Annotated in this window: 17 protein-coding genes; 9 read left to right on the forward strand and 8 right to left on the reverse strand. The window is 62.6% G+C overall.

The features are described 5' to 3' along the window. Positions 1-240: 240 nt before the first annotated feature. The gene (locus BB029_RS11255; protein ID WP_053135602.1) at positions 241-1,551 is read left to right on the forward strand and encodes an MFS transporter; all 1,311 of its coding nucleotides are present in this window, start codon (positions 241-243) and stop codon (positions 1,549-1,551) included. 199 nt (positions 1,552-1,750) lie between these two features. Here the strand turns inward: BB029_RS11255 and purT are convergent, their stop codons facing one another. The 5 genes from purT to BB029_RS11280 form a co-directional block, all read right to left on the reverse strand. Next, positions 1,751-2,932 carry a formate-dependent phosphoribosylglycinamide formyltransferase gene (purT, locus tag BB029_RS11260; protein ID WP_065939222.1) on the reverse strand — a complete coding sequence of 394 codons (1,182 nt, stop codon included), beginning with the start codon at positions 2,930-2,932 and terminating at the stop codon, positions 1,751-1,753. A gap of 69 nt (positions 2,933-3,001) precedes the next feature. After that, positions 3,002-3,469 (reverse strand): VUT family protein, encoded by a 468-nt coding sequence (locus BB029_RS11265; RefSeq protein WP_065924836.1) that lies wholly within the window; start codon positions 3,467-3,469, stop codon positions 3,002-3,004. Between the two features lie 164 nt (positions 3,470-3,633). Further along, a complete protein-coding gene (locus BB029_RS11270; protein WP_034115014.1) occupies positions 3,634-3,849 on the reverse strand; it encodes a DUF1289 domain-containing protein in 216 nt (71 codons plus the stop codon). Beyond that, the gene (locus BB029_RS11275; protein ID WP_065939223.1) at positions 3,846-4,370 is read right to left on the reverse strand and encodes a gamma carbonic anhydrase family protein; all 525 of its coding nucleotides are present in this window, start codon (positions 4,368-4,370) and stop codon (positions 3,846-3,848) included. The genes BB029_RS11270 and BB029_RS11275 overlap by 4 nt, the downstream gene beginning before the upstream one ends. A gap of 35 nt (positions 4,371-4,405) precedes the next feature. Further along, positions 4,406-5,008, reverse strand: coding sequence for a CoA pyrophosphatase (locus BB029_RS11280; RefSeq protein ID WP_015885706.1), 603 nt, complete (start codon positions 5,006-5,008; stop codon positions 4,406-4,408). Between the two features lie 147 nt (positions 5,009-5,155). Between BB029_RS11280 and BB029_RS11285 the strand changes: the two genes are divergently transcribed. The 7 genes from BB029_RS11285 to nagE all read left to right on the forward strand — a co-directional run bounded on the left by BB029_RS11285 (position 5,156) and on the right by nagE (position 13,661). Further along, on the forward strand, positions 5,156-5,704 hold the full coding sequence (locus BB029_RS11285; protein WP_065939224.1) for an NUDIX hydrolase: 549 nt from the start codon (positions 5,156-5,158) through the stop codon (positions 5,702-5,704). Positions 5,705-5,741: 37 nt separating this feature from the next. Continuing rightward, positions 5,742-6,245, forward strand: coding sequence for a murein L,D-transpeptidase family protein (locus BB029_RS11290; RefSeq protein WP_027605448.1), 504 nt, complete (start codon positions 5,742-5,744; stop codon positions 6,243-6,245). Between the two features lie 263 nt (positions 6,246-6,508). After that, the gene (locus BB029_RS11295) at positions 6,509-7,267 is read left to right on the forward strand and encodes a GntR family transcriptional regulator (RefSeq protein ID WP_065939225.1); all 759 of its coding nucleotides are present in this window, start codon (positions 6,509-6,511) and stop codon (positions 7,265-7,267) included. A gap of 11 nt (positions 7,268-7,278) precedes the next feature. Beyond that, positions 7,279-8,385 carry an N-acetylglucosamine-6-phosphate deacetylase gene (gene nagA / locus BB029_RS11300; RefSeq protein ID WP_065939226.1) on the forward strand — a complete coding sequence of 369 codons (1,107 nt, stop codon included), beginning with the start codon at positions 7,279-7,281 and terminating at the stop codon, positions 8,383-8,385. Beyond that, on the forward strand, positions 8,378-9,388 hold the full coding sequence (locus tag BB029_RS11305) for an SIS domain-containing protein (RefSeq protein WP_065939227.1): 1,011 nt from the start codon (positions 8,378-8,380) through the stop codon (positions 9,386-9,388). Before nagA ends, BB029_RS11305 begins: the two co-directional genes overlap by 8 nt. A gap of 29 nt (positions 9,389-9,417) precedes the next feature. Continuing rightward, positions 9,418-11,928 (forward strand): phosphoenolpyruvate--protein phosphotransferase, encoded by a 2,511-nt coding sequence (ptsP, locus tag BB029_RS11310; protein ID WP_065939228.1) that lies wholly within the window; start codon positions 9,418-9,420, stop codon positions 11,926-11,928. Between the two features lie 26 nt (positions 11,929-11,954). After that, entirely contained in the window at positions 11,955-13,661 is a 1,707-nt protein-coding gene (gene nagE, locus BB029_RS11315) for an N-acetylglucosamine-specific PTS transporter subunit IIBC (RefSeq protein ID WP_065939229.1), read from the forward strand. 124 nt (positions 13,662-13,785) lie between these two features. Here the strand turns inward: nagE and BB029_RS11320 are convergent, their stop codons facing one another. Both BB029_RS11320 and BB029_RS11325 read right to left on the reverse strand, forming a co-directional pair. Further along, on the reverse strand, positions 13,786-14,049 hold the full coding sequence (locus BB029_RS11320) for a DUF6124 family protein (RefSeq protein ID WP_065939230.1): 264 nt from the start codon (positions 14,047-14,049) through the stop codon (positions 13,786-13,788). A gap of 362 nt (positions 14,050-14,411) precedes the next feature. Further along, entirely contained in the window at positions 14,412-14,861 is a 450-nt protein-coding gene (locus tag BB029_RS11325) for a hypothetical protein (RefSeq protein WP_065939231.1), read from the reverse strand. 282 nt (positions 14,862-15,143) lie between these two features. Between BB029_RS11325 and BB029_RS11330 the strand changes: the two genes are divergently transcribed. After that, positions 15,144-20,861: a membrane-targeted effector domain-containing toxin gene (locus tag BB029_RS11330; RefSeq protein ID WP_065939232.1), complete on the forward strand. Its 5,718-nt coding sequence runs from the start codon at positions 15,144-15,146 to the stop codon at positions 20,859-20,861. A 94-nt stretch (positions 20,862-20,955) separates the two neighbouring features. Here BB029_RS11330 and BB029_RS11335 read toward each other — a convergent pair whose 3' ends face one another. Beyond that, positions 20,956-21,267 carry an NGG1p interacting factor NIF3 gene (locus BB029_RS11335; protein ID WP_065939233.1) on the reverse strand — a complete coding sequence of 104 codons (312 nt, stop codon included), beginning with the start codon at positions 21,265-21,267 and terminating at the stop codon, positions 20,956-20,958. Positions 21,268-21,270 lie beyond the last annotated feature (3 nt).

The raw sequence follows: 21,270 nt of genomic DNA on the forward strand, positions 1-21,270 counted from the left end.
GATAAACCGCAATCCAGTCACTTGTTGTAATTCCAAACCCCTTCCTATAATCCCTGCGGCTTACCCAAGCCCCCGCCCGACCGCGTGCTACCCGCACTCAGCGTGTCCAGGCACCGCTTTACCATGTCCGACCGGTGTTCGCTCCCATCCCGAGCCGCCCCGCGCACAACCCTGATCCAAGGGTGTTCGACCCAATAATAATCCGCGTCCAAACGCGCAATGACCGTCAGGGATACCGCCATGAGCACCACCTATAACGAGGCCGCGACCGCCGCCCCGACCAACTCGACCGCACGTGTCGCCACCGCGAGCATCGTCGGCACCGCCATCGAGTTCTACGACTTCTACATCTATGCCACGGCTGCCGCGCTGGTGATCGGGCCGGTGTTCTTTCCGCAGACTTCCGGTACCGCGCAGATGCTGGCGTCGTTCCTGACCTTCGGTATCGCCTTTATCGCGCGCCCGCTGGGCTCGGCGCTGTTCGGCCACTTCGGCGACCGCATCGGCCGCAAGTCGACCCTGGTGGCCTCGCTGCTGCTGATGGGTGTGTGCACCACGCTGATCGGCCTGCTGCCCGGTTATGACAGCATCGGTGCCTGGGCACCTATCCTGTTGTGTGTGCTGCGCTTCGGCCAAGGCCTGGGGCTTGGCGGGGAATGGGGCGGTGCAGCGTTGCTGGCCACCGAGAACGCGCCGAAAGGCAAGCGCGCCTGGTTCGGCATGTTCCCGCAACTGGGCCCATCGATCGGGTTCCTGGCGGCCAACGGTTTGTTCCTGATCCTGGCAATGAGCCTGAATGACGAGCAGTTCCGCAGTTGGGGCTGGCGCATCCCGTTCATCCTCAGCGCAGCCTTGGTGATGGTCGGCCTGTATGCGCGCCTGAAGCTGCATGAAACCCCGGTGTTCGCCAATGCCGTGGCGAAGGAAGCCCCGGTGAAAGTGCCGCTGGTGGAGCTGTTCAGCCAGCATTGGTTGCCGGTCCTGCTGGGCGCCGCGTCGATGGTGGTGTGCTACGCGCTGTTCTACATCACCACGGCGTTTTCCCTGAGCTACGGCGTTTCGACACTGGGCTACAGCCGCGAGACGTTCCTGGGGTTGCTGTGCTTTGCAGTGCTGTTCATGGGCCTGGCCACACCGTTGGCGGCCTTGGCCAGTGATCGCTACGGGCGTAAGCCGGTGCTGATCGTCGGCGCGGTCCTGGCGATTCTGTCGGGCTTCACCATGGAGCCACTGCTGACCCACGGTTCGACCTGGGCCGTCGCGCTGTTTTTGGCCCTGGAGCTGTTCCTGATGGGCGTGACCTTCGCGCCGATGGGTGCGCTGTTGCCGGAATTGTTCCCGACCCGCGTGCGTTATACCGGGGCTTCGGCGGCGTATAACCTGGGTGGGATCGTAGGCGCTTCGGCCGCACCGTTCTTCGCGACCAAGCTGGTGGCGATGGGTGGGCTAAGTTATGTCGGCGGATATGTGTCGGCGGCAGCGTTGCTCAGCTTGATTGCGGTGCTGTGCCTGAAAGAGACGCGGGATAATGATTTGAACAGGGTTGCCTGATAAACAGCTATCGGGGGCAAGCCCTAATGCCAGTCAGTTAAGGCTTTTTGTAGGAGCGAGCTTGCTCGCGAAAAACTCACAGGCGCCGCGTTCATTCAGGAAGCACGCGTTATCGTTGACGTTTTTCGCGAGCAAGCTCGCTCCTACAAGAGGCGATGTACGCTTAACTGACCGGCATCAGGGCAAGCCCCCGATGCTTTTAGAGCTCTACCACAACCGCTTGGGAAGCACGGGTCGCCTTGGCCCGCGCAGCCTCGATCGACTCATCCCGCGCCAACGCCACGCCCATGCGGCGCTGGCCATTCACTTCTGGCTTGCCAAACAGACGCAACGCCGTGTCCGGCTCGCTCAAGGCCGCGCCGAGGTTGGCGAATGCGGTCTGGGTCGACTGCCCTTCCACCAGAATCACCGCCGAAGCCGAAGGCCCGAACTGACGGATCAACGGGATCGGCAGGCCGAGGATGGCGCGCGCATGCAGGGCAAACTGCGACAGGTCCTGGGAAATCAGGGTCACCAGGCCGGTGTCATGGGGGCGCGGCGACACTTCGCTGAACCACACCTGATCGCCTTTGATGAACAGCTCCACGCCAAACAGGCCACGACCGCCCAACGCCTCGGTCACTGCCTTGGCTACACGCTCGGACTCGGCCAGGGCAATCGGGCTCATGGCTTGCGGCTGCCAGGATTCCTGGTAGTCGCCCTTCTCCTGACGGTGGCCGACCGGCGCGCAGAAGGTGGTGCCGCCGATGTGACGCACGGTCAGCAGGGTGATTTCGTAGTCGAAGTCGATAAAGCCTTCGATGATCACCCGGCCTTTACCGGCACGCCCACCTTCCTGGGCGTAGTCCCAGGCTTTCTGCACGTCGTCGACGCTGCGCAGCAGGCTCTGGCCCTTGCCCGACGAGCTCATCACCGGCTTGACCACGCAGGGGAAGCCCAGATCCTGGACGGCCTTGCTGTAGTCTTCGAAAGTGTCTGCGAAGTGGTACGGCGAGGTCGGCAGGTCCAGCTCTTCGGCGGCCAGGCGACGGATGCCCTCACGGTTCATGGTCAGCGACGTGGCGCGGGCGGTCGGGATCACGGTGAAGCCTTCGGCCTCCAGCTCCACCAGGGTCGCGGTGGCGATGGCTTCGATTTCCGGCACGATGAAGTGCGGTTTTTCCGCTTCGATCACCGCACGCAGGGCGGCACCGTCGAGCATGTTGATCACATGGCTGCGATGGGCAACCTGCATGGCCGGCGCGTTGGCGTAGCGATCCACGGCAATCACTTCAACGCCCAGGCGTTGCAGTTCAATCACCACTTCCTTGCCCAGCTCACCGCAGCCACACAGCAAAACGCGGGTCGCGGTTGGCGACAATGGAGTTCCGATTCGGGTCATCTCAGGTCCTCAGGGGAGCGGATCATGGGGAGAAAGGCCGGCATTTTACATGAACTGTAAAAATTGGCCTCAGTTGGCGACGGCCCGCTTGCGGATGCGCCAGGCCATGATCAGCCACACCGCCGTGACCCCGGCGAACTTCGACGCCAAGGCGGTGCCCACCACGGCAGGGGTGAGCGCACCGATCAGGCCGAAGAAGATAAAGGTATCAAGGGGAATGCTCAGCGCCGAACTTATCCACAGGCGGTCGTGGAGCGGGCGCTTGGTGATGCTGAACACCAGCCAGTCGATGCATTCCGACACCGCGAATGCCGTGGCGCTGGCCAGGGCGATGGAGGGGTCGGAGGTGATATACGACAACACCAGCGCCGCCAGCATGGCGATGATCGCCCCATGGCCGAAGCGGGTCTGCACCATGTCGCGCAGGATAAACACCAGGCCGCCCCAGGCCGACCAGATGACATCCAGGTGCGGGGCGGTGGAGAAGGCGAAGTTGATCAGCACGACACTGCTGATGTAGGCGATCAGGAAGAGCATGGGGCGAAGGACCTGTGAACAAGGGGCACAGGGTACTTCACATTTGGAAATATGTCGTCTGGGCGGACCTCATCGGGGGCAAGCCCCCTCCCACACTTAATCGCGTTTAGTCTGTAGGAATGCGGTCAAAATGTGGGAGGGGGCTTGCTCCCGATGGCGATCTATCAGGCGCCGGATTTACCAGAAGCCATAAACACCAACCCATTCGCCAAAGCCCGCTCATGACACAAGCCCAACACCACCCGCCGCTCGGCGTTGTCCATGCGGCTCCAACGCGTAATCTCATCCACGGTACGCTGGCAACCGGTACAAATATCGTCATCATCCAGCGCGCAAATGCTCACGCACGGCGAGGCGACGGGGCGTTCAACTGCACTCATTCTTCCTGCTCTACCAGATCCCGCGCGTAACGCTGGGCGTTATGCACATAGTGCGCGGCGCTGGCTTCCAGCATCCGCTTCTGTGCGTCGGTCAATTCACGCACGACCTTGCCCGGCGAGCCCATCACCAGGGAGCCATCGGGAATTTCCTTGCCTTCACCGATCAGCGAGTTGGCGCCGATGATGCAGTGCTTGCCGATCTTGGCGCCGTTGAGGATCACCGCATTGATACCGATCAGGCTGTAATCGTCGACCGTGCAGCCGTGCAGCATGGCGTTATGACCGATGGTCACGCCGGTGCCCAGGGTCAGCGGGTAGCCCATGTCGGTGTGCATCACGCTGCCGTCCTGGACGTTGCTGTTCTTGCCGATCAGGATCAGCTCGTTGTCGCCACGCAGCACTGCGTTGAACCAGACATTGGCGCCCTCCTCCAGCTTGACCTTGCCCACCAGCGTGGCATTCGGCGCCACCCAGCTGTGTGGATGGGTCTCGACGCGGGCGTCGCCCAGGCGGTATTTCATGGTTTTCCCTCACGGCTGGCCGTTCAAACGACGGCTTAGGTATTGATGAAGCTCTTGGGCGGCTGGTGCAGGCTGATCTGGGCGTCGTCATAAAGCAGGTTGATCAACTCGACGATCATGATTGCCGTCAGGCCCCAGATCTTGTATTCGCCGAAGCGATAACTGGGCACGTACCAACTGCGGCCCTGGTAATCGATGCGGTGGGTATGTTCGCGCGGGTCCTGTCGGAAAAAATCCAAAGGCACGCTGAAGACAGCGGCAATCTCGGCATCGTTGGCCAGGTATTCGACGTAGTCGGGGATCACCCCCACATAGGGCGTGACCCGGATGCCGTGCAGGGAGATCAACGGGCTCAGCGGGCCGATGACTTCCACCAGGCCGGGGGGCAGGCCGATTTCTTCTTCGGCTTCACGCAGGGCGGTGAAGATCAGGTCCGGGTCTTCGGGGTCGCGGCGCCCGCCGGGAAAGGCCACTTCGCCACCATGGGTCGACAGGCCGCTGGCGCGCAGGGTCAGGATCAGCTCAGGTTCGTCACTGCGGGTAATCGGCACCAGCACCGCGGCCTCGGGGAAACGCCCGTCGGTTTCCAGCGTGTGGGGGGTGTGATTGCTTACCCGGCGAAGTAGCTCGTCCAGCATGAGTCATCTCGGTCTGTTGGCTACCTTGCATCATGCACCAAAGCCGCCGGGCGCCCAACCCCAAAACCCGGAGCATGTCGCTAAACGACAACTTGCAGGGCCCTGCCAGCCAAGCCAAGATAGACGCACTTTCCAGGAACCCCCAGCATGAATTTCTGCAGCCAGTGCGGTAAACCGGTTACCCAGCGCATTCCCGAAGGCGACGCCCACCTGCGTTTCGTGTGTGATCACTGCTCGACCATTCACTATCAGAACCCCAATATCGTCGCCGGCACCCTGCCGGTATGGGGCGATAAAGTGCTGCTCTGCCGCCGCGCCATCGAGCCGCGCCTGGGTTACTGGACCCTGCCCGCAGGCTTCATGGAGAACGGCGAGACTGTCGAACAAGCCGCCGTGCGCGAAACCCTGGAAGAAGCCTGCGCCCGGGTGCGCAACCTGAGCATCTACACCCTGATCGATGTGCCGCATATCAGCCAGGTGCATATCTTCTACCGTGCCGAACTGGTCGACCTGGACTTCGCCGCAGGCCCCGAAAGCCTCGAAGTGCAGCTGTTCGACGAGGCGGACATCCCTTGGTCCGAGCTGGCTTTCCGCACGGTCGGGCGTACCCTAGAATACTTTTTCGCTGACCGCCGCCAGCAATCGTTCCCGGTGCGCAGCGAAGCCGTGCCACCTCTTTCCAAGCCCGCCCAATAACCATTCGGCAGCTCGTCGCCACAGGGATACCGTTTTAATGCGTTGGTTGCTTGCTCTGATCTGCCTGTCGTTCGCCACGCTTTCGCCGGCCTCTACCGTGGAAACCCTGGGCGGCAAGACGGTCGAAAAAGTCCTGGTGCTCAAGTCCGCCCACCAATTGCAGTTGATCAACGACGGCAAGCCCCTCAAGACCTATCGTATTTCCCTGGGCAAGAACCCCAAGGGCCACAAGCTGATCGAGGGCGACCGCCGCACCCCGGAAGGCCTGTACTGGATCGACTGGCGCAAGACCAGCGACCGCTACTACCTGTCCATGCACATCTCCTACCCGAATATCAGCGATGCCGCCCGCGCTCGCCGCGAAGGGGTGAAGCCCGGCAGCATGATCATGATCCACGGCACGCCCGACACCGAAGAGTACCCGGAGCAGTGGTTTCACACCCTGGACTGGACCGACGGCTGCATCGGCATGCGCAACGTCGACATGCGCGAAGTCTGGAACCTGGTCAAGGACGGCACGCTGATCGAGATCCGCCCGTAAATCTTCGACCGTTCGTAATTTAATTAAAAAATCTTTCCCTCCTCCGCCCAGGCCTGCCGGTGAATACCAGTTCATCGCGCGGGCTGCGCACTTCTGCGCGCGATAAAGACCTCTCTAATACCACTTGATACCAGGCACCATTAAGGCGCCCTGAAACCGGTACTCGCACCGTTTTGGCAGCATTGACATGGTATTTAAGTGGTATTAGCTTCCGACCAATACCGGGCGACAACACTCCAATAACCGCATCGGAAACCTCATAGATGAACCCCATCCTGACGCTGCGTCCCGACGACAAACAATCCACGCCGCTGTACCTGCAATTGGCCCGCAACCTGGAAGCGGCGATCCATGCCGGCCAGTGGAAATCCGAACAGGCCCTGCCCTCGGAGCGCGCCCTCAGCGAACAGCTGAGCATTTCGCGGGTGACCGCCCGTAAAGCGCTGGAAGTGTTGTTCGCCCAAGGCCTGATCCGCCGCAGCCAGGGCTCCGGCACCTTTATCACGCCACGCCTGGAACAGCCGCTGTCGCGCTTGTCGGGGTTCAGCGAGATGTTGCGTCTCAAGGGCTTTGTGCCCAGCTCCCAATGGCTGGAGCGCGAGATCACCCCGCCGACCCATGAAGAACTGATCCGCCTGGGCCTGTCGCCGACCGACAAGGTCGCGCGTCTCAAACGCCTGCGTAAGGCCGATGACACCGTGATGGCCATCGAGATGACCGCCATGCCCGCCTCGGTACTGCCGCAGCCGCAAGCCATCGGCCATTCGCTGTACGAATACCTGGAAGGCATCGGCAAACCCATCGTTCGCGCCCTGCAACACATCCAGGCGATCAACGCCTCGGACGAATTCGCCAGGCTGGTGGGCATCGCCCCCGGCACCGCCATGCTGCTGATGACCCGGGTCGGCTACACCGCCGACAACACGCCGATCGAAATCACCGACACCTACTGCCGCAACGACTACTACGACTTTGTCGCAGAGCTTCGCCGTTATGACTTTGCCGCCGAATTGCGGCCTTAGAGAAACTGCCCATGTCCGAAGACAATATCCTCACGCCCCACGGCTGGATGCGTGGCCGCCTGGTGCACCAGCACGGCAAGGTCATCGCCATTGAAGGCGAGCCTTGCGACCCGGCGCAAAACAACTTGCCCTACCTGCTACCGGGTTTTATCGACCTGCACGTCCACGGCGGCGGCGGTAAAGACATCATGGAAGGTGCCGACGCCTTCGAGACCATCACCCGCACCCATGTGCGTTTTGGTACGACGTCGCTGTTGGCTACCACCATGACCGCGCCGGTGGATGAAATCTCCAGCGTGCTCGGCCAACTCGGCCGCTTCTGCGAGCAGCGTCCTACGGGCAGCGCCCGGGTACTCGGCGTGCACCTGGAAGGCCCCTACATCAACCCGGGAAAACTCGGCGCGCAGCCCAACTTCGCCCACACCGCCTTGATGGCCGAAGTCGAAGCCTACCTGCGCCTGGCGCCGATCCGGGTGATCACCATCGCCCCGGAAATCGCCGGCCACGACGCCCTGATCCGCGCCCTCAGCGAGCGCGGCGTGCGCATGCAGATCGGCCACACCCTGGGCAGCTATGAAGAAGGCGTCGCCGCCCTCGCCGCCGGCGCCACCAGTTTTACCCATTTGTACAACGCCATGAGCCCGTTGCATCACCGCGAACCGGGCATCGTCGGCGCGGCACTGGCCCACGCCAAGTACGCCGAACTGATCCCGGACCTGCTCCACGTGCACCCCGGCGCCATGCGCGTGGCCCTGCGCGCGATCCCGTGCCTGTACTGCGTCACCGACTCCACCGCCGCCGCCGGCATGCCCGATGGCGAGTACAAGCTGGGCAGCCACACCGTGACTAAATGCCTGGGCGGCGTGCGTCTGGCCGACGGCACCCTGGCCGGCAGCACCCTGACCATGGATCAGGCGCTGCGCAACCTGGTGAAGATCGGCCTGCCCATCAGCGAAGCCTCACAACGCTTGTCGCAATTTCCGGCGGACTACCTGGGCCTGGAACAACGCGGTCGCCTGCAACCCGGCAGCTTTGCCGACTGCGTGCGCCTGGACCGCTCCCTGCACCTCACCGACGTCATGGTCGAAGGAGAAACCATTGTCTTCAAAAATGCTTGAAGAGGCCTTGGCCTCCGGTGACGCCGTCGCGGCGCAACTGCAACGCCTGGGCCCGCTGCTGGAAGAAGTCGCCGGCCGCCTGCGCCGCCAGCCGCCGCAAGTGGCGATGACCATTGCGCGGGGCAGCTCGGACCACGCCGCCAGCTACTTCGCCTACCTGGCCATGCAGCATGTTGGCATCCCGGTGGCGTCGTTGCCGATGTCGGTGGTGACCTTATTGCAAGCACCCATGAAAGTCAGCGGTCAGGTGGCGTTCGGTTTCTCCCAGTCGGGGCAAAGCCCGGACCTGGTCAACAGCCTGCGCCTGCTGCGCAAGCGTGGCGCCTTGAGCATCTCGCTGGTCAACGCCGAAGACTCGCCTCTGGAAGCCGCCTGCGAATTCCATGTGCCTCTGTGCGCCGGGCCGGAACTCAGCGTGGCCGCGACCAAGAGCTTTATTGCCACCCTCAGCGCCAGCGCGCTGTTGATCGGCCACTGGAACCAGGAGCCCGACTTGCTGCAGGCCTGCCAGGCCCTGCCCGAAGGCCTGCGCGAAGCCGCCGGGCAGGACTGGACGCCCGCCATCGAGGCGCTGCGCGGTTGCCAGCAACTGATGGTGATCGGCCGTGGCGCCGGTTTTGCCATCGCCCAGGAAGCGGCGCTCAAGCTCAAGGAAACCTCGGCGATCCAGGCCGAAGCCTTCAGCAGCGCCGAGGTACGCCACGGGCCGATGGCCTTGATCGGCGCGGACTACCCGCTGCTGGTCTTCGCACCACGGGGTGCCGAGCAAGCCGGCTTGTTGAGCCTGGCCGCCGATATGCGCCAACGCGGTGCCCGCGTGCTGCTCGCAGCACCGGACGATATCGCCGAACGCGACTTGACCCTGAGCCGCGCCGAGCACCCGAGCCTGGACCCGATCCTGGCGATCCAGAGTTTCTATGTCATGGCGGCCGGCCTGTCCGTCGCCCGAGGCCTGGACCCGGACCAGCCGCGCCACCTGAGCAAAGTTACCCGCACTCACTGAGTCGCGCTTTCCTGATGAGTACCGTGCCCATGCCCAACAACAATAATGAACTGACCCTCAACGCCCCCCTCAGCGGGCCGTTACTGGCCCTGGGCAATGTGCCTGACGACGTGTTCGCCAGCGGCGCCCTGGGCGACGGCATGGCTATCGACCCGCTCAACGATTGCCTGCATGCGCCGTGCGATGGTGTGGTCATCCATGTCGCCCGCACCGGCCACGCCTTGACGATACGCGCCGACAACGGCGCCGAAGTGTTGCTGCACATCGGCATCGACACGGTCGAATTGAACGGCGAAGGGTTTGCCCTGCTGGTCAAGGAAGGCGCACGGGTCAGCAACGGCCAGGCGCTGGTGCGCTTTGACCTGGACCGTATCGCCCGCCAGTGCAAAAGCCTGGTCAGCCTGATCATCCTCACCAATGGCGAACACTTTGAACTGCGCCCGCTGGCCGCGAAAACCGTCAGGCTGGGCGCCCCCCTGGTGCAGGTTGTGCCGCGTGCGAACGCAGCGCAGCAAACGGCGGTGGATAACGCCGTCGCCGAAGCCAGCGCCAGCGTGCGCGTGACTCACCGTGGCGGCCTGCACGCACGGCCGGCGGCGTTGATTCGCAAGACCGCCCAGGGTTTCAGCAGCCAGGCGCTGGTGCACTTCGGCGCCAGGTCGGCCGCCTGCGACAGCCTGATCGGCCTGATGGGGCTGGGCATTGGCGAAGGCGACGAGGTGCGCGTGAGCTGTCGCGGCAAGGACGCCGAGGCCGCGCTGCAGGCGCTGGTCGCGGCCTTGTCCGCCGCCGTCAAGGCTGAACCCCACGCACCGGTCGTCGCCATGCCACGCCGGACAACCACGGAAGTTGATGTGTTGCAGGGCGTGTGCGCGGCACCGGGCCTGGTCTGCGGGCCGTTGTTTCGGCTGGCCGGTATCAAGTTGCCGTCAGACCCCGGCCATCACGTCACTGACGAACAACTGCAACGCCTGGACGCAGCCCTGGAGCAGGTGCGCGGTGAAATCCGCAGCACCCTGGACCAGGCGCGCCAACGCAAGGCCGTCGAAGAAGAAGAGATTTTCGCCGCCCACCTGGCCCTGCTTGAAGACCCCGCCCTGCTGGACGCCGCCACCCACGCCATCGAACACGGCGGCGCCGCCACCCACGCCTGGCGTGACGCGATCCAGGCGCAGTGCGCGGTATTGCTGGCCCTGGGCAAGCCGCTGTTCGCCGAACGCGCCAACGACCTGCGCGACCTGCAGCAACGGGTCCTGCGCGCATTGTTGGGTGAAGCCTGGCATTTCGACTTGCCTGCCGGGGCGATTGTCAGTGCCCATGAACTGACCCCTTCGGATTTGCTGCACCTGAGTGCGCAAAAGGCTGCCGGGATCTGCATGGCCGAAGGTGGCGCCACGTCCCACGTCGCCATCCTGGCGCGGGGCAAAGGCTTGCCGTGTGTCGTCGCGTTGGGCGCTGAGGTACTCGATGTGCCGCACGGCCAGCGCGTGGTACTCGACGCCGGCAACGGCCGCCTGGAACTGGCCCCCAGCGCGGCGCGTCATGCCGAAGTCCACCGGATCCGCGACGCGCAGACACTGCGTCGTCGGCAGCAACAGGCCCAGGCCCAACAACCGGCGCAAACCCGCGATGGCGTGAACATCGAAGTGGCCGCCAATGTCGCCTCCAGCGCCGAGGCCCAGGTGGCCTTTGAAAACGGCGCTGATGGCGTCGGCCTGCTGCGCACCGAGTTCCTCTTCGTCGACCGCCGCACCGCGCCGGATGAACAGGAACAATGCCACGCTTATCAAGCCGTGCTGGACGCCATGGGCGACAAGTCGGTGATCATCCGCACCATCGACGTCGGTGGCGACAAGCAGCTCGACTACCTGCCGCTGCCCGTCGAAGCCAACCCGGTGCTGGGCCTGCGCGGTATTCGCATGGCCCAGGTGCGCCCTGAACTGCTCGATCAGCAATTGCGCGCCCTCCTGCAAGTCAGCCCCTTGCAACGCTGCCGCATCCTGCTGCCGATGGTCAGCGAAGTCGACGAACTGCTGCAGATTCGCCAGCGCCTGGATGAGTTGTGTGCAGAGCTGGAACTGAGCCAACGCCCCGAGCTGGGGGTGATGGTCGAAGTGCCCGCTGCGGCGCTGATGGCCGAACAATTGGCCGAGCACGCGGACTTCCTGTCCATCGGCACCAATGACCTGTCCCAGTACACCCTGGCCATGGACCGCGACCATGCCGGCCTCGCCGCGCGTGTCGATGCGCTGCACCCGGCGCTGTTGCGGCTGATCGCCCAGACCTGCGCCGGTGCGGCGAAACACAAACGTTGGGTCGGCGTGTGCGGCGCCCTGGCGTCCGACCCACTGGCCACGCCGGTGCTGGTCGGCCTGGGGGTCAGCGAACTGTCCGTCAGCCCGCCGCAAATCGCAGAAATCAAGGATCGCGTCCGCCACCTGGACGCGGCGCAATGCCGGCAACTGAGCCTTGGCCTGCTTGACCTGAGCAGCGCCAAGGCGGTTCGCCAAGCCTGTCAACACCACTGGCCGCTGAGCTGACAACAACAAGAAAAAGGAGACCCGCCATGCACCAATTATTCATCGAAGGCCTGCAACGCCTGGGCCGCGCGCTGATGCTGCCCATCGCCATCCTGCCGATTGCCGGCCTGCTGCTGCGATTGGGTGACACCGACCTGTTGAACATCGCGGTGATGCACGACGCCGGGCAGGCGATTTTCGCCAACCTGGCACTGATCTTCGCCATCGGCATCGCCGTGGGCTTTGCCCGTGACAATAACGGCACGGCGGGACTGGCCGGGGCGATTGGTTACCTGGTGATGATCTCCACCCTCAAGGTGATGGACAGCAGCATCAACATGGGCATGCTCGCCGGTATCGCCAGCGGCCTGATGGCCGGTGCGCTGTATAACCGCTTCAAGGACATCAAGCTGCCGGAATACCTGGCGTTCTTCGGCGGGCGGCGGTTTGTGCCGATTGTCACCGGGTTCTCGGCCGTTGCATTGGGAGTGATCTTTGGCCTGATCTGGCCGCCGATCCAGCACGGTATCAACAGCTTCGGCGTATTGCTGATGGAGAGCGGCAGCTTCGGCGCGTTCGTATTTGGCGTGTTCAACCGCCTGCTGATCGTCACCGGTTTGCACCATATCCTCAACAATATGGCGTGGTTTGTGTTCGGTACCTTCACCGACCCGGTGACGGGTGCAGTGGTGACCGGCGACCTGACCCGCTATTTTGCCGGCGACCCCAAAGGTGGCCAGTTCATGACCGGCATGTTCCCGGTAATGCTGTTCGGCCTGCCCGCCGCCTGCCTGGCGATGTACCGCAACGCCCTGCCGGAGCGGCGCAAGGTGATGGGCGGGATCTTCCTGTCCATGGCCTTGACGTCGTTCCTCACCGGGGTGACCGAGCCGATTGAATTCGCCTTCATGTTCCTCGCGCCGTTCCTGTACCTGATCCATGCACTGCTCACCGGCCTGTCGATGGCGGTGACCAATATGCTGAACATCCACCTGGGCTTTACCTTCTCCGGTGGGTTTATCGACATGGTGCTGGGCTGGGGCAAATCCACCAATGGCTGGCTGGTGATCCCGGTGGGCCTGGCATACGCGGCGATCTACTACAGCGTGTTCAGCTACTGCATCCGCCGCTTCAACCTGAAAACCCCGGGTCGTGAGGATATCCAGGTGGCGCAGGCTGAAGCGATGACTGATAACCAACGCGCCACGGCTTATATCCGGGCCTTGGGCGGTGCGGCCAATTTGCTCAGTGTGGGCGCCTGCACCACGCGCCTGCGGTTGGACATGGTCGACCGCAACAAAGCCGTGGATGCCGAGTTGAAAGCCCTGGGCGCCATGGCCGTGGTGCGGCCTGGCAATGGGGGAAGTTTGCAGGTGGTGGTCGGGCCGTTGGCGGACAGCATTGCTGATGAGATTCGGTTGGCGATGCCAGGGTTTGTGGCCTCCGCTCCCGTAACGGCTGCGCCTGTGGATAAGCCGGCTGAGGTGAATGTGCAGGAGGCCGAACAATGGCTGGCCGCACTGGGCGGTCGAGGCAATGTGCGCCAGCTGGAAGCGGTGGCGATGACCCGGCTGAGGGTGGAGTTGGGCGATGATTCGGTGGTGTCCGAAGCTCAACTGACGGCGTTGGGTTGCCAGGGTGTGCGCCAGTTGGATAGCGGGGTCTGGCACCTGTTGATGGGTGACCAGGCGTCGGGGTTGGGAGAAGCATTGGAGCGCCTGGTTGGTGGTCGTGAGGTAGGCGCCGGGGTATAGAGCTGCGGTGACCGTACTGGCCAATCGCGAGCAAGCCCGCTCCCACATTTGATCGTATTGCCAAGTCGGGCACCGATCAAAATGTGTGCGGGCTTGCTCGCGAATGGGCCTCATCGGCGCCGAATTACTGCTGCGCAGGCACCTCGGATAAATCCAGCACTCGATCCACCATCAACTGGATCCCCTCCACCATCCGATGAATCCCCAGCACCGCATCACGCTGCGAGCCGTCGATGTCAAACGCCAGATGGGCCGCCAGCGCCTGCACGGACGCCAGGTCCTGGGATGCATTGGCAAGCAAGGTTTCGCTGTTCAGATGGGGACGTACGGTGAAGAGTTGGTCGGTGGGTTGAGAGGCGGATGGGGGATTTGGACTGTCTTTGATCATGGTAAACCTCTGGTGTGAAGTAAGAGCTACCAGCATCACTTGCAGTTGATGGGTGGCAGCTGTGTGCAGGCCTGCAAGACCGAGAATCACCAGTAAATCTCGGTAGACCCGAAGGTCTCCCGCACACAGCCACCATTGGATGACCATGAAAAAGCGCCGCAATTATAAAGGCGCTTGTGACTAACTGGTGAGGTTTCGGCGGGCTTGCAGTCCCGGTCGCTGAATAAGCAGCGACTGGCGAAGGTTAGTGAGGGGCGTTCCGAGGGACAACCTGAACAGATTGTGGGAAATCTCCGAGAGCTGAAGATATCGAAGACAATAAAAAACCGGCCTAAGCCGGGTCCTTTGATCGCGACCAACGCTTAGGTAGATGCTGCTGCACGTTGTTGCGCCTCGTAATGGCGGGTCTGAAAAGGTATCAACGCCTGGGCCTTCAAACCCAGCCCTTCACTCAACCCCCAAGACACTGCCAGCTCATCACGACGACGGCGAAGCGCAACAGTACCTTGTGGTTTCACGTTTTGTCTGGAAGCAGAAAACAACTCAAGCGCTTTCAACGCTTCCATTACCCGACTGTCTGTCGCACACGAAAAACGCGTGAATCGCTCAAGCAAGTAGCCTGCGCGACGAAGTTCCACCTCACTGGAGTGTTCCTCCAGAAAAGCTTTCACCTCGCCCACAAGGTTCGCTTCCGAGTACCAAACCGCTTTCGCTGCACTGACAAGAGCAGTGTCATCAGCCTGACTCAAAGGTTCTTTGACCAGAGTCCCCAAGGCGCAAGAGAGGACTGGACCATCAAAAGGCTTCGTCAACTTCAGTGTCCAGATAATCGTGCAAAATATTGGTCAGAATGGATATAGGTGGCTCTTTGTTACCAACCTACATATCAATCGCCCCGATCACTGAATTGTCAGCGACCGGCGAAGGTTATTGAGGCGGGTTCCTAGGGACAACCTGAAAGGGTTGTAGGAAACATACAGGTTGTCGTCGGGTAGATTCATTCCCACAAATCAAAAAACCTACTTATCTACCTCTCTGCCAATGGCCCGCCTGCGCATGCTCAAGGTTCTTATCCCCGCATGGAGAGCGTACCCGTGAGCACAACATCCCAGACCTTTGAAGGTATCAAAGGCCACCTCAATCAGATCGGGCACCACCTGCTCCAGATCGAAAAGCCGCTAGTGCCCGAACACACACCGTCTGCCGAACTGGCCTACCTGGAAAAAACCAACGGCATCCTGACGCGGTACCGCCAGCAGTTCCTGGCCAAGAGCCGCGCGCTCTATCAGGACATCACCGCGGGTGATCTGCTCGCCCGGGTCGAAGCACTCAAGTCCAGCTTGAATACCTATCTGCTGGCACTCGATCGCAACGAGCAAATCGACGGCAAGCCGCGCAAATCCTTCATGACTTTTGAAGCCGGCTACACCGCCCTGGCCAATGAAACGGCGGTCAGTGCCCAGGACAGACTGCTGCATCCGCAGCAACAGGCCATGCTTGCGCGTGTACCGCTGGGCGCCACGTTGCGCCCAGGCCTGTATGCGCTGAGCTTTCGTTACCAGGAGCGGACGGTGGAGCTGGCCGGCGCCTTTGTGCTGACCGAAACGTCCAGCCCCGTGGTCACCGACCTGAGCGCTGTGCCGGTAGGGGAAGTGATGCTGTTCACGCCTTCGCGCGGGATCGAGGCATTCGGCTCGCTGACGCAACTCAATACGCACGTGCTCCAGGGCCTGGAGGATGCCGGGCAGCGACGCGACTTCATGGCACTGTTGCCCGTGCGTTATCGCGATGTGACGCCCGGTGCCATCTGGCCGCTGCAACTGACGCCGATCACCGACAAACCGCTGTTCGAACACACCTACAACGCCCTGCTCGACAAGCGCACCGAGGACATCGAGCGTGCCTTGAGCCTGGTAGACAATCCGGCCCACAAGGCCGCTGTGCTGATCGACGCCCTGGACCAGGCCATCGCGGCGGCCTTGCCGGACTTAGAAGCACGCCTGCAGTGGCGCAGCCGACGCCTGCTGGAGCGCCACCTGCGCCACAGCGCACCGGACTGGTATCGCAGCGCCAGCGAACCCCGCCGGGCCGCGCTCGCCGCTCACCTGGCGAGCTATAACACCGCCCGCCAGGATCTGCTCGACGTGCTGGGCCCGGTCGCTACCCCTGAGGCCCTGGCCCGCTATCGACTGCTCGAACGCTTGAGCGATGAGCTGGACATCCACGACCTGGCGCCGGAACACCTGCTGGTCAACACCCGGCGCTACGTCGATCCCATCGGTGAATACGAACACGACCGCAACCTGGTTGACCTGGCCCTGCGCGGGCTGCAAGCCGGTGATGCCGAGCCGGGTTCGGACTTCCTGAACAAAACCACGCTGACCTACCACGAGGCACCGCTGCCGCCGGCCTATCAGGACCTGACCGCCGCCTGGCTGGCACAGGTATTGACCACCCTGCAGCCGCGTATCGAGTTCGGTGAGCTGCAACAGCAGATGCATGCCAAGCCTGCGCTCAGCCGCGCGATCGAACAGATGCTCGACCAGCGGATCAACGCACTGGCCTATACCGCCATGCTCCAGGGTCATCTCAGTGAAGAGGACTTTCAGTTGGTGCAGAATCTGCGCCAGGGCACCGACACGCGCCTGAGCGCCGCCACCCTGTCGCTGCACGAGGCCCAGTTGCAGGATATATGGGTAGTGCGCCAAACCGACGCCAGCGGCACGGTCACCCGCCTGCTGCTGTGCACGCCCGAAGCACCACGGGAGCAGCAATTCCAGGCCTTCGACACTGAGCTTGCGTGCCAACAGCACATCCTCAGCTGGAGCCTGGACAACGGTGCAAAACACCCGCCTGGCAGCCTGACCGACTACCTGATCAAGCGGGTCGCCCTGCGTTTTCGCGCAGCGATGAAGCGGGTGCTGAGCGGCTTGAGCTTCAAGTTTCAAGACCGCGAGTACACAGCGATCAGCTTTGGCAACGTCGGCAGCCACGCCGACTGCCTCAAGGCGATGTCCGCCCATGTGCTGGCGACCCGCGTCGACGACTACGAATTCAGCACCCCAAACTGGTACCGCTCCACCCACGCCGACAACCGCCGCAAGCTGTTGAAACTGGCCGAGGACAGTGAAGGCGCGTTGCTCACCTACGAGGATTTTCCGCTGTCTGACGCGCAGTTTCCCAGCTTCGCTGACTACCTGCATGACCAGGCAAAAAAACGCCTGAACCTGCTGCTGGGACGTCCTCAGAACGATGTCGACCCCGACACCATCTGGGTATTTTCACCGCCGGCGCTGCTCGGTTCATTGACCCCGCCGCCCCTGACCTACACCCAGCTGTACCGCGACGGTTATGCCGACGGTGTGGGGTTCCTCGACGAGAAGTTCTCCCGCGCCGCCCAGTTCAAAGGCCCCAAGGGGATTGACCTGAGCGCGTTGACCGCCGAGAAAGTCGCCCGCTCGGTCACCGGCACCTGGGTCGGCGCGCGCTATATCAGCGAGGTGCGGAGCCGATTGCTGAATGTCGGCAGTGCGGACTATGACCTGCGGCGCAATGCAACGCTGAGTATCACCCAGCGCCAGATGCAGAACGCCGCCCTGGAATGCCGACTCGAGGGCCACATCGCCGGGGTCGATTGGGCCTGGCTGGAGCGCAGTATCGCCAGCATGGGGGAAACGGCCACCGAGACACGCGGCACCTACGCCATTCATCGCCTGATGATCAATGGCGAATGGGTGATGGGCACTTTCCTCTTCAGCCATGCTGATTTTCCGACGCTGCTCTATACCCCCAACGCACCGGATGGCATCAGCTTTCGCGAGGCCAGGCAGTTCAACTACCTGCTGAAAAAGGTGCCCGGCATGGTCGCCTATTTCACCCTACGGGTCGGTGCCCAATCCCAGGTTAAAGTGCGTACCTTTCTGGAAACCGCCAAGGCGCAGTTGCCCGAGGACCTGAACAAAACCGACACCAGCCCTGCACGCTATGACGCAACCCGTGCACAGCCGCCCCTGCTGGATCTGCGTCGGGCCCTGTACGACATGAAGCTGCAGCGCAGGATCGACGACGTTGAAGGCACCACGGCCAATCGCACCCAGATGATCACGGGCATCCTCTGGACCTGCGTGGAATGGGTCACCGCCATTGCTACCGCACCGTTTCCCATCGTCAGCCTGAGCCTGGGCATGCTGCTGGCGTTCAAGGACGGCATGCTGGCCCTGAACGCCTATCAACAAGGCGACACGAGTGCCGCCGTGGAACACCTGATCGGTTATGTGCTGAACAGCGCCGGCGCGGCGTTCACCGACCTGCGTCCGGCATTGGTTTCCCTTAAACAGCTGGCAAGACCGGCCCTGCGCGAGGCCGCCCAGAGCGCCACCGCGACCAGCGAGGCCCTGAAGCTGGTGCATCCCCTGCAACCCCCGGTACTTGCGCCGGCAGACATGCAGGCGGTGCTGTTCGACGGCGAGTTGCTTTGGGCAAAAAACACCCCGGACCCGATCGGACGTTATTTGCTGTACCGACTCGATCCGCCTACCGGCAAACTGATCTCCACGACTCGCGTGGCCGCGCCCGATACACAAGGCGTCTGGCGCCGCACCGGCGTCACCGGTGGCGCACCCAAGTATGAAAAATTGCCCGACACACCGGAGCCGCTCAAGCCTTATGAGATGCCGGCAAAGTACGCCAACAAACTGGAACTGGTGCTCGACCCGGATGTGCGCACCGGGATACTGCTGCGGTCGGAGTGGGATTTCGGCTCGCAAGACGTGATCCTGGGAAGCGCCGCCATTGAACTCAAATCCCTTCGTACCGCTTACCTGCAACAGGCCGAACGCCTGGCCACCGACGCCCAGGACTTTTTCAAGACCCTTGACCCGTTGCCGGCCCGCGCCGAGCTTCCGGCCCTGGACGCCAGCACGTCGTTTGCACAACTGATCGCCAGCGATGCCTTCAGCGGTAACAAGAACCTGGTCATTGGCGCGGTGCCCGGCTCCATTGCCAGTAAACAGCTGCTGGTCACACACATGGACGCGTTGATCAGCAAGGGTTTCAAACACCTTTATATCGAGTACCTGCCCGGTGATGTGTTTCGTCCAAAACTGGAGAAGCTCAACAGCGGAAAATCCTGGCAGCACATCGAGCGGCACCTGAAGACCGTCGACAAAGCCTTTGGCTTGGCCGAGAACGCCGAGTACTCCTACGTCGCCCTGGTACGCAAGGCTCAGGAAAAGGGCGTGAAGATCAAGGCCCTGGATGCCTCAACCTCGTACTTGCTGGACGACGCCCTGCAAATGGGCGACACCCCACCGACGACGCCACGCGGCAACAGCATCAGAAACTATTACTCCCACAAGGCGATTCAGACCGATGCCCTCGACGAGCAGGATGAACGCTGGGTAGCCCTGGTGGATCATTCCCGGCTGCGTACTTTCGAGCAAACGCCTGGCCTGGCGGACCTGCAGGACGCGGTCGCGCTGCGCGTGGTGGATGTGGGTACGGACCAACCCGTGGGCGTGTGGATCGACACCCCCTTGGCGGGTGAAGCGCTGGCCAGAGGCGATTACCAATTGACCATGCGCACCCCGTACAAAGCCCCCGAACCGGCAACATCGCCCAGCGCTGCGCCTGTGGCCGCAGCGCATTACAGCGAGTACGACATTGCCGTCCCGCTCCGCGAGAGCATCGTCCGACAGACCAGCACACGGCATGGCCTGGACACGCGCTACTTCCCGCAGAATCCGGAGCATCAGGAAGCCTTCAGGGCGTTTGTGGATACCCGCGCGCGCCTGAGTGCGGATGCCGACACGTACCTGGCCAGCCACGTGCCGCCAGCCCGGCCCGAGCCATCCGTCCTGGGCCTGCCGAACACCCCCGAGGCATTGCTGGAGAAAATCCGTCACAGCGAGTTTTCGGGGCTGGTGATCGGTGAAGGGCACAACGCGCAATCGAGCAAACGCTTGCTGCGCGATTACATGGGAAAGCTCAAGGAACTGGAGTTCAAGACGCTGTACGTGGAGCATCTGCTGACCGATTTGCACCAGCACGAGTTGGATATTTTTCTGCAGACCCAACGGCTGCCGGACAACCTCAAGCGCTACCTCTCCCAGCTGGATCGGGGCCATATGCCGGGCTACAAAGGCAGCGATACCTACACGGAAGTGATCCAGATCGCGGCAAGACACGGCATGCGCATCCGCGCCCTGGACTGCACCGCCAGTTACCACATCAAGGGGTTGGGGGACGCGGATGTCTCACGCAACCAGCTGTTCAGTTACTTCGCCTCCAAGGTCATCGACGCCGACCAGGCCGCACACGGGCCCCACAAGTGGGTGGCCTTCGTGGGCAGCGCGCACACCAACACCCACCTGAGCGTGCCTGGCCTCGCGGAACTCCAGGGTGCCGTCAGCCTGCATGTGCGGGACACCGCCCCGGCGCTGGCGCAAAACATTCGAGCGGGGGCCTGGGAGACCGTCTCCGAAGGCATCAGCCCTTACACCAGGGCCTTGCGTAGCGACTTGATCCTCGACGCCGGAGTTGCCGGCACCAAAGCCCCGGCGCCCTTCGCAGCGGTGGACAGGACACGCCTGAACCGGCCCGGCCTGTTCCTGATCGAACGCCCGTCGCCCTCGCAGAACATCCTGCTGCATCGTTCGCGCACCGGGGAAATCGTGTCGACGCCGATCAAGGTCGACCACAATGGCCTGTTTTATGTCGACCGCTGGGAGCCGATGCAGGGCAAGCGGTTCAGCTACGAAAACATGTTGATCAGTGCATTGAAGGCAGAAGTCGGGTTGACCCCCGCGCCCTGAGCCATTGAGGCTTTGACACCGGGTTCATGACCACCCACAAAAAACCCGCTGGCCAAACTGGCCCAGCGGGTTTCTTGTTTCTACAGCGGGCGGATCAGAAATCCGCCAACGGCCACACTTCATAAGCCGGTGTCTCATAGGGGTGGCTGAGCTTCAACGCGGCGACCACCGCGTTGATCAACGCATCGGCCACCACCAGCTCGACCTTCCATTCTTCAACCACTTCAACCTGGCCAACCTGCCCGATGAACGGCTGGCTGCCGTCCAACGCGCGAAACTGGCCCTGGCCCGGCACTTGCCAGGCGCAGCGGTCGTAGTCGCCGATGCGCCCGCCGCCCGCAGCGAAGACGGCGGCTTTCACCGTCTCCACATGGCTGTCGGGCACAAAGAAGGCAAGCTTGTACACCGC

It is taken from the genome of Pseudomonas sp. S3E12 (assembly GCF_001702295.1).
Classification (GTDB): Bacteria; Pseudomonadota; Gammaproteobacteria; order Pseudomonadales; family Pseudomonadaceae; genus Aquipseudomonas; species Aquipseudomonas marginalis.

Bases quoted from the DNA above. Each gene is read 5' to 3' on its own strand.
- BB029_RS11255 (WP_053135602.1), top strand. From the start codon at position 241: ATGAGCACCACCTATAACGAGGCCGCGACCGCCGCCCCGACCAACTCG.
- purT (WP_065939222.1), bottom strand. From the start codon at position 2,932: ATGACCCGAATCGGAACTCCATTGTCGCCAACCGCGACCCGCGTTTTG.
- BB029_RS11265 (WP_065924836.1), bottom strand. From the start codon at position 3,469: ATGCTCTTCCTGATCGCCTACATCAGCAGTGTCGTGCTGATCAACTTC.
- BB029_RS11270 (WP_034115014.1), bottom strand. From the start codon at position 3,849: ATGAGTGCAGTTGAACGCCCCGTCGCCTCGCCGTGCGTGAGCATTTGC.
- BB029_RS11275 (WP_065939223.1), bottom strand. From the start codon at position 4,370: ATGAAATACCGCCTGGGCGACGCCCGCGTCGAGACCCATCCACACAGC.
- BB029_RS11280 (WP_015885706.1), bottom strand. From the start codon at position 5,008: ATGCTGGACGAGCTACTTCGCCGGGTAAGCAATCACACCCCCCACACG.
- BB029_RS11285 (WP_065939224.1), top strand. From the start codon at position 5,156: ATGAATTTCTGCAGCCAGTGCGGTAAACCGGTTACCCAGCGCATTCCC.
- BB029_RS11290 (WP_027605448.1), top strand. From the start codon at position 5,742: ATGCGTTGGTTGCTTGCTCTGATCTGCCTGTCGTTCGCCACGCTTTCG.
- BB029_RS11295 (WP_065939225.1), top strand. From the start codon at position 6,509: ATGAACCCCATCCTGACGCTGCGTCCCGACGACAAACAATCCACGCCG.
- nagA (WP_065939226.1), top strand. From the start codon at position 7,279: ATGTCCGAAGACAATATCCTCACGCCCCACGGCTGGATGCGTGGCCGC.
- BB029_RS11305 (WP_065939227.1), top strand. From the start codon at position 8,378: ATGCTTGAAGAGGCCTTGGCCTCCGGTGACGCCGTCGCGGCGCAACTG.
- ptsP (WP_065939228.1), top strand. From the start codon at position 9,418: ATGCCCAACAACAATAATGAACTGACCCTCAACGCCCCCCTCAGCGGG.
- nagE (WP_065939229.1), top strand. From the start codon at position 11,955: ATGCACCAATTATTCATCGAAGGCCTGCAACGCCTGGGCCGCGCGCTG.
- BB029_RS11320 (WP_065939230.1), bottom strand. From the start codon at position 14,049: ATGATCAAAGACAGTCCAAATCCCCCATCCGCCTCTCAACCCACCGAC.